At 42.0% G+C, this 13287-nt stretch carries 12 protein-coding genes; 3 read left to right on the forward strand and 9 right to left on the reverse strand.

Annotated elements, in window-relative coordinates; translation table 11 throughout:
- Positions 1–5 precede the first annotated feature (5 nt).
- The gene (locus ACLI1A_RS04490) at positions 6–1781 is read left to right on the forward strand and encodes a RagB/SusD family nutrient uptake outer membrane protein (RefSeq protein WP_411406531.1); all 1776 of its coding nucleotides are present in this window, start codon (positions 6–8) and stop codon (positions 1779–1781) included.
- A gap of 189 nt (positions 1782–1970) precedes the next feature.
- Positions 1971–2789, forward strand: coding sequence for a sulfite exporter TauE/SafE family protein (locus ACLI1A_RS04495; protein ID WP_411406533.1), 819 nt, complete (start codon positions 1971–1973; stop codon positions 2787–2789).
- Between the two features lie 2 nt (positions 2790–2791).
- On the opposite strand, the gene ACLI1A_RS04500 is transcribed toward ACLI1A_RS04495, so the two are convergent.
- The 6 genes from ACLI1A_RS04500 to aroB form a co-directional block, all read right to left on the reverse strand.
- Positions 2792–3280 (reverse strand): hypothetical protein, encoded by a 489-nt coding sequence (locus ACLI1A_RS04500; protein ID WP_411406535.1) that lies wholly within the window; start codon positions 3278–3280, stop codon positions 2792–2794.
- 80 nt (positions 3281–3360) lie between these two features.
- Positions 3361–3792 (reverse strand): DNA primase, encoded by a 432-nt coding sequence (locus ACLI1A_RS04505; protein WP_411406537.1) that lies wholly within the window; start codon positions 3790–3792, stop codon positions 3361–3363.
- A gap of 7 nt (positions 3793–3799) precedes the next feature.
- Positions 3800–4771 carry a deoxyhypusine synthase family protein gene (locus ACLI1A_RS04510; protein ID WP_411406539.1) on the reverse strand — a complete coding sequence of 324 codons (972 nt, stop codon included), beginning with the start codon at positions 4769–4771 and terminating at the stop codon, positions 3800–3802.
- 33 nt (positions 4772–4804) lie between these two features.
- Positions 4805–6223: an arginine decarboxylase gene (locus ACLI1A_RS04515; protein ID WP_411406541.1), complete on the reverse strand. Its 1419-nt coding sequence runs from the start codon at positions 6221–6223 to the stop codon at positions 4805–4807.
- A gap of 67 nt (positions 6224–6290) precedes the next feature.
- Positions 6291–6467, reverse strand: coding sequence for a hypothetical protein (locus ACLI1A_RS04520; RefSeq protein WP_411406543.1), 177 nt, complete (start codon positions 6465–6467; stop codon positions 6291–6293).
- Positions 6468–6524: 57 nt separating this feature from the next.
- Positions 6525–7592 carry a 3-dehydroquinate synthase gene (gene aroB, locus ACLI1A_RS04525; protein WP_411406545.1) on the reverse strand — a complete coding sequence of 356 codons (1068 nt, stop codon included), beginning with the start codon at positions 7590–7592 and terminating at the stop codon, positions 6525–6527.
- Between the two features lie 90 nt (positions 7593–7682).
- On the opposite strand from aroB, the gene ACLI1A_RS04530 reads away from it, so the two are divergent.
- Positions 7683–8852 carry a proline dehydrogenase family protein gene (locus ACLI1A_RS04530; RefSeq protein ID WP_411406547.1) on the forward strand — a complete coding sequence of 390 codons (1170 nt, stop codon included), beginning with the start codon at positions 7683–7685 and terminating at the stop codon, positions 8850–8852.
- A 143-nt stretch (positions 8853–8995) separates the two neighbouring features.
- Here ACLI1A_RS04530 and ACLI1A_RS04535 read toward each other — a convergent pair whose 3' ends face one another.
- From ACLI1A_RS04535 to ACLI1A_RS04545, 3 genes are all read right to left on the reverse strand, one after another.
- The gene (locus tag ACLI1A_RS04535; protein ID WP_411406549.1) at positions 8996–11899 is read right to left on the reverse strand and encodes a glycoside hydrolase family 3 N-terminal domain-containing protein; all 2904 of its coding nucleotides are present in this window, start codon (positions 11897–11899) and stop codon (positions 8996–8998) included.
- A gap of 94 nt (positions 11900–11993) precedes the next feature.
- Complete coding sequence (locus ACLI1A_RS04540) at positions 11994–12476, reverse strand: ABC transporter ATPase (RefSeq protein ID WP_411406551.1); 483 nt, start codon at positions 12474–12476, stop codon at positions 11994–11996.
- A gap of 18 nt (positions 12477–12494) precedes the next feature.
- Positions 12495–13286 carry a (Fe-S)-binding protein gene (locus tag ACLI1A_RS04545; RefSeq protein ID WP_411406553.1) on the reverse strand — a complete coding sequence of 264 codons (792 nt, stop codon included), beginning with the start codon at positions 13284–13286 and terminating at the stop codon, positions 12495–12497.
- Position 13287 lies beyond the last annotated feature (1 nt).

The raw sequence follows: 13287 nt of genomic DNA on the forward strand, positions 1-13287 counted from the left end.
TTACTATGAAACTGAATAAACATAAAGGAAAACTTTTACTTGCAGCCGTTACAGCAATTATTCTTGCCGGCTGTACATCGCTGAACGAACAGGTGCTTGACGAAGTACTGGGATCTGATGCTTCAGATCCGGCCGGCGCACTTGCCGCGGCTTATGACCGCCTTGGCGACGGAACTTTTGTAGACAACGGTGGTATGATAGCCATGCAAGACTATGCCAGCGATATGTCGTTACTACCTACCCGTGGAAGTGACTGGGGTGACGGCGGAAAATGGCGTGCCATGCACGAGTTTACCTGGGCTCCTGATAATGCAGTGGTAACCACTAACTGGAACAACCTTACTAACGGTATTACACGCTCGTTAACGGCTATAAACATTATCAGTGCAAGTACTATAGACCAAAAAGAGCTTTTTCTTGCTGAGGCTCGTGGCCTTCTTGCATTTTATACCTACCACACGTTAGATTTGTTTGGGCAGGCACCGTACCGCGACCCAATGAATCCTAACGCCCCGCTGGAGGTACGCAAAGCCGATACTGCAATAGACGAACTTATTGTAGAAGTAGAAAGCCTGCTGCCTAACCTTGCTGATATGAATACACAGGGTACACACCACGGCCGTTTTACAAAACAGGCTGCCTATGCACTGCTTAGCTCTATGTACCTTAACCGTGCCGTATATAAAGACCGCTATAACGCAAGCGCAAGCTTTAACTTTACTGAGACTGCTGTGAGCGGAAACGGTACCGATATGGACAAGGTTATAGAGTATACCAGCGCTATTATAAACTCTGGTATTTACAGCCTGGAGAGTAACTATTTCCACAATTTTGATATAGATAACACAAACGGTAGTGAGCTTATATTTGCCATAGTGCAAAAAATAGATTACGTACACAACGGTGATAACGACCTGGCGTACATGAGCTGCGAACGTAACCAAAGGTGTTCGGCCGGAAACAGGGGAACTAACGGTTCTTGTCTTACTCCTGAGTTCTTTGCCACATGGGATGGTTTCCATGACGACCCAAGGTTTTCAAGGCACTACCAGTACAGCGACGGTACCTGGTTTATGAACGACGGTACCGACGTAAGTGTACCCGCTACAAGCCTTGTAGTAGGCACACAAAACCCTTGGTTCCACTTTAACAGGGGTATACTTTACGGTCAGCAATACGGTCCTAAACTACTTTCGAGCGGTACACTGGAAATGACAGACGATGGCAGGATAAAAGTATCTTCATTGGTATGCGAAAAGAGTACAACTACCCCTATGAACTTTACACCTGAACTGAATTTTGACAATCCTGCCCAAGCTGTGTTTGCTCAAAACCAGATTAATCGTGGTGCTCGTTGCTTTAAATATGAATTTGACCCTCAGGAAGGAAACGGATCCAGCAACGTAGACATATCACTATACCGTTTAGGAGGTATTTACACCATGAGGGCTGAAGCTTATATGCGTAAAGGTAATAGCGCCGCTGCCCTTGCAGATATTAACATGCTTCGCACAAGCCGTACACGTGAGGCGCTTTATGGCAATGCTGCAGGTACTGCAATACCGTCTATAGACATGGACATCTTATACAGGGAAATAGGTTTTGAAACCTACTGGGAAATGTGGAGAAGGCCGCAAATGATACGTTTCGGTAAATACGAGCAAGCGCTTCCTGGTTCTGCAAAACCGGTGACTGAGCCGTACAGGAGGATTTTCCCTATACCACAGTCTACCATGGATATTTCTAAAGACTTTACCCAAAACCAAGGCTATCCTAACTAATATACATATCAAATATTCCTTAAACAAAGGGCTGCCCATACGGGTGGCCCTTGTTATTTTTTCATTAGTCTACTAAATCTATATTTTTACAATATTATCAACAAAATAGTTATTTAAGTGAAATAAATTCAAAACAATTAGGATTAAATCGAAATATTACTGAAATTTGTTTTGTAATTGGTTATTCAGGTGGAAAACATACTCCTTATAGCGGCGGGCTTTATTATAGGCAGTTGCGGTACCCTTATAGGTGCCGGAGGCGGATTTATACTTGTGCCAATGCTGCTTATATTTTACCCTGAACTGGGTACTGAGCGCATTACGGCCATATCTATGGCGGTTGTTTCATTAAACGCCATATCGGGTACAGCAGCTTATGCAAAATCAGGACGTATAGATTACAAGGCCGGGATCAGCTTTAGTGCATTCACCATACCGGGATCTGTACTTGGCGCTCTTCTGGTAAAATACATCCCGCGTGATGCCTTTAGTTTTGTTTTTGGCATATTGCTGGTAGTATTAGCCGTTTATCTTTTTTACAAAAACAGCAGGCCTCTTAAAACACATACAGCCATAACTGCCACAAAGGGTTACGCTACCCATACACTTACCGATAAAACCGGCACAACATTTACCTATAGCTTTAGTAAAATAAAGGGTTACGCAATTAGTATAGTAGTTGGTTTTATATCTCCTTTGCTGGGTATAGGCGGTGGTATTATACACGTACCTGCCATGGTAAACTGGCTGCGTTTTCCGGTACATATAGCCACTGCAACTTCGCATTTTATCTTGTCTGTAATGGCTACCGCTACAGTGATTACCCACCTTACCGAAGGCACTTATAACAGTCCCGAAATAATAAAACTAATTGTATTATTAGCTATCGGTGTAGTACCAGGAGCACAACTGGGTGCGTATTTTTCGGGCAAGTTAAAAAGCTCAGTTATATTACAGGCGCTATCTCTATGCCTTATTATTGTAGGAATAAGGATATTTATAAGGTAGCACTACTCTACTCTTTCCAGCACTTCCTGGTGTGCCGTATTCTTGTTTTTATAGTACCAGGTATTGTTTTTACCCTTTATCATTTCACCAAACTTTATAGCCACAGCACTGTCTGTAAGGGTAAAAAACAACTCTTCCTTATACTGTTCGCCCTCTGCAAATGAAACTGCAATTACGCTGGCCGAATTACCATTAATAACCCCTTCATAGGTACTTAGCTTTTTGTCCTTTTCATAGGGTTTTAGTAACAGGCTTCCTTTTATACTATCTCCCCTGCGGTTCATATCAAAAGCCATGGTATCGCGCACAACCCTGTTTAAAAGTGTATCGTTAAACTCTGTTACCTTTAAAAAACGCTGAAAACCGTTTACTGTTTCGGGTTGTGGTACTACGTCATCTATTACCACATCTACAGGTACTTCCTTTCCCCTATTATTACAGGAGATTAAAAAAAAAGGAAGCATGGCTAATAGTATCATTAACTTTTTCATAATCAAGATAATTGCAAATGTCGTACCACAGCATAAAAAAAGGGTTCCAAAATATGGAACCCTATATATAAAATTTCTGACTATTCTTCGTCGTCTTCATCATCTTCATCGTCGTCATAATCACGATCCTCATCATCGTCGTCGTCATCGTCATCATCGTCGTCTTCATCATCATCTCCATCACTTTCACGAGAACTCGATTTTTCCTTTTTAGGGGTATCATCTTCATCATCATCACCGCCCATTTCCAGGTCTTTTAGTGCATCCAGGTCATCTGCCGGATCGTCCATATCGTCGTCGTCAAAATTCTCTATCCTGTCTGCAAGTTTAGTACTTACCTTAACAAGGTAAATAGTATCTTCGGTTCTAACTTCTACGGCCTCAATAGTTTCGTTTTTGGCGTTTTTAAAACGGATGATATGCGAATCATCATAACCATCAGGAAACCTTTCAACCAGTAGGGTTAAAATTTCGTTTGTAAGCTTGGCGTAATCAACAATAACTCTTTTCATATGTCAATTATAAATCTAATAGGTACGCAAATATAAGAGGTGCAACGATAGTAGCATCACTTTCTATAATAAATTTTGGCGTATTTATATCAAGTTTACCCCATGTTATCTTTTCGTTTGGCACTGCGCCCGAGTAAGAACCGTAACTTGTGGTAGAATCTGATATCTGGCAGAAATAGCTCCAGAACGGCACATCGTGCATTTCCATATCCTGGTACAGCATAGGCACCACACAGATAGGGAAATCACCGGCTATACCACCACCAATCTGGAAGAAGCCAATACCGTTATCGCTGTTTTTAGTATACCAGTCTGCAAGGAAGGTCATGTACTCTATACCACTTTTCATGGTACTTGCCTTAAGCTCGCCTTTAATCACATAAGACGCGAAGATGTTACCCATAGTACTGTCTTCCCATCCCGGTACAATAATAGGCAGGTTAGCCTCGGCTGCAGCATACATCCAGCTGTCTTTAAGGTCTATTTCATAGTATTCTTCAAGAACACCGCTAAGCAGCATTTTGTACATAAACTCATGCGGGAAATAACGCTCACCTTTATCATCTGCATCTTTCCATATTTTGTAAATATGTTTTTGCAGGCGACGGAACGCTTCGTGCTCCGGTATACAAGTATCGGTAACACGGTTAAGGCCACGCTCCAGCAGGTCCCACTCCTGTTGTGGAGTAAGATCGCGGTAGTTTGGTACCCTTTCATAATGGCTGTGCGCCACAAGATTCATAATATCTTCTTCCAGGTTAGCACCTGTACATGAAATAATCTGTACTTTATCTTTACGGATCATTTCGGCAAATATTTTACCCAACTCCGCTGTACTCATGGCACCGGCAAGGGTTACCATCATCTTGGCACCGTCCTGCAGCTGCTTTTCATAAGCTTTAGCCGCATCTACAAGTGCTGCCGAGTTAAAGTGCAGGTAGTACTTTTCGATGAACTGGCTTATTGGTCCTTTGTTCATTTGTTTGTTGTATTTTAGTTTATCAATGTCTTTTTACTTGTCATTATTACCCTCTACCTCATAGCCCAGTATCTTTAGGATATCCGGAGCCTGCTGCTGCTCAGAGAATACCTCTGTGGCCAGGAATCCGTTTTCGTCCCTGTCTATAAGTATGTGCTTCGGCTGCGGTATAAGGCAGTGGTGAAGCCCGCCAAAACCACCTATGGTTTCCTGATAAGCACCGGTATTAAAGAAGCCTATATATAGTGGCTTATCTTTACTGTACTTAGGCAGGTATATGGCGTTTAAGTTCTGCTCAGAGTTGTAATAATCGTCGCTGTCGCACGTAAGTCCGCCCAGTAATACACGTTCGTACTGGTCGTTCCAGCGGTTTATGGCAAGCATAATAAAACGCTTGTTTATAGCCCATGTATCCGGTAGTGTAGTAATGAAAGACGAGTCAATCATGTTCCACTTTTCACGGTCGTTTTGTTGCTTTTGGTAAAGCACTTTGTATATAGCTCCTCCGCTCTCACCTACTGTAAACGAACCAAACTCAGTAAAAATGTTTGGTACATCTACCTCGGCTTCCTCACAGGCTATTTTAATCTGGTTCACAATCTCATCGATCATGTACTGGTAATCGTATTCAAATGCAAGCGAATTCTTAATAGGGAAACCACCACCTATGTTAAGACTGTCCAGCGACGGACATTCCTTCTTAAGGCTTACGTATACCTTAAGACACTTGGCAAGCTCGTTCCAGTAATACGAAGTATCCCTGATACCTGTATTAATAAAGAAGTGAAGCATTTTTAGCTCAAGATTCTTGTTCTCCTGTATTTGCTTGCGGTAAAAAGGTACAATATTTTTATAACCTATACCCAGCCTTGAAGTATAAAATTCAAACTTAGGCTCTTCCTCACTTGCTATACGGATACCTATTTTAAACTTACCCTGAATTTGTTCCTGTAACAAATCCAGCTCTTCAAAGTTATCAATAATAGGAATAGTCCTGCTATGGCCATTGTTTATAAGCCTGGCTATGTTTGTAATGTACTGATCGCGTTTAAAACCGTTACATATTACATACGTATTCCTGTTTATTTTTCCGTTTTTAAGTAGGTTCTCTACTATATCTACGTCAAATGCGGCCGAAGTTTCTATATGTATTTTGTTCTTAAAGGCTTCATTAAGTACAAATTCAAAATGCGAACTCTTAGTACAGTAGCAATAATAATACTTACCCTCGTACTGGTTTTTTTCCATGGCATTACGGAACCAGTCCTTAGCCTTACGTATATTATTTGAAATTTGCGGCAAATAAGTAAACTTTAGTGGTGTACCATACTGCTCTACAAGCTTCATAAGATCTATGTTATGAAATTGCAGTTGATTATCCTTGCTTAGAGTAAATTCCTCTTGTGGGAAATAAAAAGTTTGGTTTATCAGGTCGAAATATTTTGTATTCATCTGTTTGTTTGCTAATGGATTATAAGTTTAAGAATTTGGCGGTTATCCTAAAAAAAATAAACCTTTTTCAAACCCTAAGATTAGCATAACGTATCTGCAGCTTTTCGCGGCTGCACAGTATATTGTACAAAACTTCTGCAAACAGTACGTTACTAACAGCAAATTTGGCCGGAGCCACTATGCCCGGAACCCAATTTTTGCTGATTACCCCAAAGGGCAAAAACGACGTAAGTTTCAATTTCATCCCGGCAAATGTAAAAAAATATACTTCGTATTTAAAAACAAATGTCTTAAAAAAATGTTAGTTTTGGTAGTCTTCAAACGCATTGATTATCAATGAATTCTCAACAATTTTGTTGATAACTGCTTTGCCCGTTTTTTCCAGAAGTGTAAATTTAACCTCACCGGCCTCATTTTTTTTATCGTGTACCAGCAAAGACATGATAACCTCTATATCATTTGGAGTAAAATCTACCACCGGATACAGGCTGTTAATCACCTCTTTTATTTCGCGGTATTCTGTAACGGGCAGCATACCCATAGCGGCAGATATATGTGCCTCAAGTACCATACCTATAGCTATAGCCTCACCATGCAACAACATCTCTTTATCGTCACTTTCAAGAAAATACGACTCAATAGCATGCCCCAGCGTATGTCCGAAGTTCAATATTTTTCGCAGGCCTTTTTCGGTAGGATCTTCCAGTACAACCTCATTCTTTATTTCAACGGAGCGATGTATTAAAGCAGCCAAATCATCGGTAGTAAGCGACTCCATACTCGTAAACTCATTCCAGTACCCCCTGTCGGCTATAAGGCCATGCTTCAGCATTTCAGCAAGTCCGGAGCGCATTTGTTCTACAGGTAGGGTTTCCAGGAAAGCAGTATCAATTAAAACAGCCTTGGGGTTACTTATAATACCCACCTGGTTTTTTAAAGACCCCAGATCGATACCCGTTTTCCCTCCTACCGATGCATCTACCATAGCCAACAGCGTAGTAGGCACATTTATAAAATCCATCCCGCGCTTAAAGGTAAGTGCCACAAAACCGCCCATATCAGTTAGCACACCACCTCCTACATTTATCATCAGGCTCTTGCGGTCGGCACCAAGTTCTGTTAATGCTTCCCAAAGCTGAATGCAGGTATCTATGTTCTTATTTTCTTCTCCCGGCTCTATTTCCAGCAATTCAATAGGAATTTCGGTAGCAAGGCTGCCCAAAAGACGTGGGAGGCAATGTACCGAAGTGTTTTCGTCTGAAAGAATAAAAATACGGCTATAGCTGCCCGCTACCAGCAATTGCTGTAAGTAAGCGTAACAATCAGTATCAAAATAAACCGTATAATCTGAGCCGTTTATCTGCTGCATGAATAATATTTTAGAGATATAGCAAAATAAAGTATTTTATATGATAAATTCTCAGGTGGTATGTATCTTTGTAACAGATTTTTTAACCAAATGGAGAAGATTTTTAACAACACAGCTAATGCCTTTAGCCTTAAAAGCGATACTGAGCTGGAAAGGGCTTATTTTTTATTTAAACTTATAGCCTCGCAGCCACTGGTACGCATAGGCACTGCGGTAACAAATTTTGCCCTTAAGGCGCACCTGCCGGTAGAAGGGCTTATCCGTGCTACGGTATTCGACCACTTTTGTGGCGGTACTAATGAAGAAGACTGCCTGCCGGTAGTAGACAGGATGTATACTAAAGGTGTATCGTCTGTACTGGATTATTCGGTAGAGGCGAAAGAGGATGAAAGTGAATTTGACAAAGCGCTGGACATCACCTTAAAAGTAATAGAATTTTCTAAAGAGCGAAAAGCCATACCGTTTGCTGTATTTAAACCTACAGGATTTGGACGTTTTGACCTGTGGCAAAAGCTGGGCGAAGGAAAAACCTTAACCATGGAAGAAGCTGCAGAGTGGCAACGTGTAACCAACCGTTTTGAAAAGGTATGCAAAGCCGCTTATGAAAGTGATGTACCTGTACTTGTTGATGCCGAAGAGAGCTGGATGCAAGATGCCGCCGATAGTCTGGTAGCCGACATGATGGCAAAATATAATAAGGAGAAAGCCATAGTGTTTAACACCCTGCAAATGTACCGCTGGGATAGGCTTGATTACCTGAAAAAACTACACGTTAGGGCTAAAGCCGAGCGTTTTCATATTGGTATGAAGGTAGTTCGTGGCGCTTATATGGAAAAGGAGAACAAGCGTGCTGAGGAAATGGGCTATATCTCTCCTATCTGCATCAGCAAGGAAGCTACCGATATTAATTATAACGATTGTATTGCCTACATGTTAGACCATATAGACAGTATGGCCATATTTGCCGGTACGCACAACGAAGACAGTTCATACAAACTGATAAAACTGATGAATAAAGCCTGTATAGATAAAGGCGACAAGCGTGTATGGTTTGGCCAGTTGTATGGCATGAGCGACAACATAAGCTTTAACCTTGCGGCTAATGGTTACAATGTAGCCAAGTACCTGCCGTTTGGCCCTGTGCGTGATGTAATGCCTTATCTTATTCGCCGCGCCGAAGAAAACACATCGGTAGCCGGGCAAACCAGCCGTGAACTGAACCTGCTTAAAACAGAACGCGAACGCCGTAAACTGGAATAGTTTATAATACCAAATTTTCAATTCGGAATTGAAAATCAACCATAAACAAACAGCCGCATTAGAAGTTTCTAATGCGGCTGTTTTATTACTTAATGAATCTGAGTGGAATTAAATCTTAAATCTACACTCTGAAATCTGAAATTTTACTTGTCCAAGATCGCTTCCTGTATCACCTTTTGTATGTCTTCCCTAATATTGCCTTTAGAAAGTTTGTTGTCGGCAGCATCCGGGTACGTACGGTTACTTAAGAAAACATATACAACATCATTAGCCGGATCGGCCCAGGCCATAGTCCCTGTAAAGCCTGTATGCCCGAAACTGCTCATAGACACACAACCACAGGTAGGACCCTGAGCACCGGGTAATTGTGGCTTATCAAAACCAAGTCCGCGACGGTTACCCTCTACGCATGCATAACAGGTATTAAACGCATCAAAGGTCTTAGCAGAAAAATAGTGTTTACCACCATAATACCCTTTTTGCAAGTACATCTGCATAATTTTAGCTACATCCAGGCTGCTGCTAAATACGCCCGCATGCCCGGCTACACCACCCATCATGGCTGCAGCCATATCGTGCACATACCCCTGAACGGTCTGGTAACGGAAATAAGCGTCAACCTCGGTAGGTGGCAATATGCCTTTATCAAACTTTTTAAGAGGATTGTAAGTTGTTGTTGTAGCCCCCAGTGGCTTAAAGAAGTTAGTATCCGCAAGCACATCAAGTGTAGTACCCGTCTTGCTTTCCAGATATTCTTTTAGCAATATAAAATTGAAATCACTGTACTTATACTCTTTTTTGGTAAGCAGCCTGCTATTGGCTATCTTTTCAATAATAAGCTTAGGATAATCTGCCCTCAGGTACAGATTTTCAGCCACCTGAACCGGAAACTGCTCAGAATAGACTTTGCGGTAATACAACGTGTCAGGATGGTTTACCGAGTCGAGTGTTTCCTTATAAAAAGGTTGCCACGTCTGAAAACGCGACTGGTGCAATAACATGTCCTTTACGGTAATATTGGCTTTATCCGTTTTACGGAAATACGGTAATATATGTCCAAGTTTATCCTCAAGCTTAAGATGCCCCTTATCGTATTGTTGCATTACATTTGGTAAAGTACCCAGTATCTTTGAAAGTGATGCTACATCGTAAATATCGGTATTCTTAACCGGGGTAACCTTATCATACGTATGGTAACCAAAAGATTTTTGGTAGATTACCTTGCCATGTCGTGCCACAAGCACTTGGCAGCCGGGCGTCATCTGCTGGTTTATCGCTTTTTGGGCTAGGGCATCTATCTGTTCCAGCTTCTTCGAATCCATACCCACATTCTCAGGCGTTGTAAAACCAAGCCTGCCCAGTGGTTTCGTGGAAATACCCGAATTAACAACAAAGCCGCCTGCACTCACCGGAATTTTACCTTTACTGCCTATAGCCCCAAAAATGACTTCTGCAGCCACAGTTTGCGCAAAGCTGTTGTTCTGGTACGCAAGCACTACGCCTTTTATGTTATTAAAACTCTTAATATTGTTAAGCACATAAGGCTTTGCAAAAACGGTAAGTATTACTCTTTTGTTTTTAGCAATGGTATCCAGCCATTGTAGTTCCTTGGTAGAAAAATCGTGTTTTTTCCAGGCGCCGTCTGCCTTATGATAACCTACAACTACTGTTGTATACGGATTTAACGCATTCATCAGGTTAGGCAGCGTATCGTTCTTCACCTCGGTAACGGTGGTGTATTTCTTAAGGTTATCCACAAAATTACTTCCATCATCATCGCCCAGTTTCACATAAGCTACATTCTCATTTTCCAACGCGGCAACCGGAAGAACATTTTCTTCATCCTTCAGTACTGTTACTGCATCTTCATACAACCTGAAATTAAGGTCGTCATACTGGTGGGCATTCAGGTCGGCAAAAATATTCTTTACGTCTATAACCGGGGTTTTATGTAACCCAATACGATATTTAAAAGCTAGTATCTTTTTAACCGAGTATTCAAGTCGTTCATCAGATAGTACACTATCAGTATACGCCTGCCTGAATTTTTCAACTGCCACCGGCACATTTTCGGCGAATAGTAATACATCATTACCTGCAAGGAATGCTTCCACATCAATATCACCCGGCTGCATATAGCCACTGGCACCTTTCATGTTTAACGCATCGGTAAACACCAATCCTTCAAAACCCATTTTACCCTGAACAAGACGGGTTATTGTATTATACGATAATGAGGTAGGTAACCCGGGTGTAGGTTCCAGCGCGGGTACATTAAGGTGTGCTACCATGATACTGGCAAGGCCTTCGCCGAACAGCCTCCTATACGGATACAATTCGGTATCTTCTATACGCCGCTCATCAAAATTAACCTGTGGCAAGCCATAATGAGAGTCGGTAGCAGTGTCACCATGTCCCGGAAAGTGTTTGCCTGTAGCATAAATACCACCTTCCTGTATACCTTTCATTAATGCCGAACCCTTATTGGTTACATTATATTTATCTTCTCCAAACGAACGGTTACCAATAATAGGATTAGAAGGATTTGTGTTGATATCCACTACCGGGGCAAAGTTAAAATGTATGCCCAACCTTCGGCATTGCTGCGCCATTTGGTGTCCCATTTTGTACAACAGCTCATTATCCTGCACAGCGCCAAGGGTCATATTCCACGGAAAACGATACGTAGAATCAAGCCTCATACTAAGACCCCATTCAGCATCTATGCCAATGTACAGTGGCAGCTTGCTTTCTTTTTGATAACGGTTTGTAAGCTTAGCCTGACGGTATGGCCCACCCTGAAAAAAGATAAGTCCGCCTATCTTATAATCTTTAATCAGCTTGTCAATGCCTTTTACGTGCGCCGAATCTTTATTAGAATAGGCAGCCACCATAAACAACTGCCCTACCCGTTCTTCAAACGTCATACTGCTGTATACACTATCAGACCACTTGCGTTCGGCTTCCGACTTGTAACTAAGCGGCTTATGCTGCGAAAAAGCAACCTGAAGCGTCAGTAAAAAAAATAAGATAAAAAACCTTTTCATTAATTGTTGTGTATGTCTATATACTTAAACAGCAAATCACCATTATATAGTATAATGATGATTTGCCTATCAGTATTTGTTTATTTATTTAATATTAAAAAAAGCGGCTGTGCCAGCTTTCAGCAGCGGGTACTTCCCAGTAATCCTGCCACTCACCCACCGTATTCACTAAGTTATTAAACACAATGGTATTAGCCGAAACCGACTTATCCTTAGCCATTTTTTTAAACTCAATAAGCGGCTTATGGGTAATGAACTCACCCTGCTTAAAGGTTACATTCATTTTATCCAGCAGCTCTACGCTGTATTTTTGCTCCAGCTGTTGTATAAAATGTACTGATGCATCTATACTGCAGCCTGTAGCATGCTGGCCTTCCTGGTTTACCGCCAGGATAATAAACCTGTTGTATTTTATAGTGTAAGAAGCCTCAAGGCCGGTGCCATGGGCAGCCCACTCTTCAACAAAAGCTTTTACAGCAACATCAATTTCGGCAACTTCCTCGTCGCTGAATTTCCTGTTGCTCTGGTATATCCATATCCTTGCCTCTTCGGGAAGGGTTTCAAACGGAACGTACATAATCGTTTCTCCTAAATTTTATAAATCTTTTGCATTGGCTATCAGTTCAGCCACATCCATTACCTGTACATCGTGCTCGCGGTTTTTAGCCTTAACGCCATCCGTAAGCATGGTATTACAAAACGGGCATCCGGCGGCAATAATTTCAGGCTGTGTTTCCAGCGCATCTTCTGTGCGCTCTACGTTTACATCCTTATTCCCTTTTTCGGGTTCCTTAAACATCTGGGCACCACCGGCTCCACAGCAAAGCCCGTTAAGGCGGCTGCGTTTCATTTCTACAAGCTCTGCGTCAAGCTTTTCTATAAGGTCGCGCGGAGCCTCATAAATGTTGTTGGCACGGCCCAGGTAGCACGGGTCATGAAAGGTAATCTTCTTACCCTTAAACTGCCCGCCTTCTATACTAAGCCTGCCATCGTCAAGCAAAGACTTAAGGAACTCGGTATGGTGCACCACTTCATAAGTACCACCCAACCCGGGGTATTCGTTTTTAAGCGTGTTAAAGCAGTGCGGACAAGCCGTAACTATCTTTTTTACATCATAAGCATTAAGCACTTCAATGTTCATCATGGCCTGCATCTGAAACAAAAACTCATTACCGGCCCTTTTTGCAGGATCACCGGTACAACTTTCTTCTGTTCCCAGCACGGCAAATGAAACACCGGCATTGTTAAGCAGCTTAACAAATGCCTTGGTAATCTTTTTTGCCCTATCGTCAAAACTGCCCGAGCAGCCCACCCAAAACAAAACTTCAGGTTGCTGTCCGGCGGCCATCATATCGGCCATTGTAGGTACATTAATGCTTTCGCTCATA

Source organism: Flavobacterium sp. RHBU_3 (assembly GCF_046613565.1).
GTDB lineage: Bacteria > Bacteroidota > Bacteroidia > Flavobacteriales > Flavobacteriaceae > Flavobacterium.

Bases quoted from the DNA above. Each gene is read 5' to 3' on its own strand.
- ACLI1A_RS04505 (WP_411406537.1), bottom strand. From the start codon at position 3,792: ATGAAAAGAGTTATTGTTGATTACGCCAAGCTTACAAACGAAATTTTA.
- ACLI1A_RS04510 (WP_411406539.1), bottom strand. From the start codon at position 4,771: ATGAACAAAGGACCAATAAGCCAGTTCATCGAAAAGTACTACCTGCAC.
- ACLI1A_RS04540 (WP_411406551.1), bottom strand. From the start codon at position 12,476: ATGTACGTTCCGTTTGAAACCCTTCCCGAAGAGGCAAGGATATGGATA.
- aroB (WP_411406545.1), bottom strand. From the start codon at position 7,592: ATGCAGCAGATAAACGGCTCAGATTATACGGTTTATTTTGATACTGAT.
- ACLI1A_RS04500 (WP_411406535.1), bottom strand. From the start codon at position 3,280: ATGAAAAAGTTAATGATACTATTAGCCATGCTTCCTTTTTTTTTAATC.
- ACLI1A_RS04490 (WP_411406531.1), top strand. From the start codon at position 6: ATGAAACTGAATAAACATAAAGGAAAACTTTTACTTGCAGCCGTTACA.
- ACLI1A_RS04520 (WP_411406543.1), bottom strand. From the start codon at position 6,467: ATGAAATTGAAACTTACGTCGTTTTTGCCCTTTGGGGTAATCAGCAAA.
- ACLI1A_RS04545 (WP_411406553.1), bottom strand. From the start codon at position 13,286: ATGAGCGAAAGCATTAATGTACCTACAATGGCCGATATGATGGCCGCC.
- ACLI1A_RS04515 (WP_411406541.1), bottom strand. From the start codon at position 6,223: ATGAATACAAAATATTTCGACCTGATAAACCAAACTTTTTATTTCCCA.
- ACLI1A_RS04530 (WP_411406547.1), top strand. From the start codon at position 7,683: ATGGAGAAGATTTTTAACAACACAGCTAATGCCTTTAGCCTTAAAAGC.
- ACLI1A_RS04535 (WP_411406549.1), bottom strand. From the start codon at position 11,899: ATGAAAAGGTTTTTTATCTTATTTTTTTTACTGACGCTTCAGGTTGCT.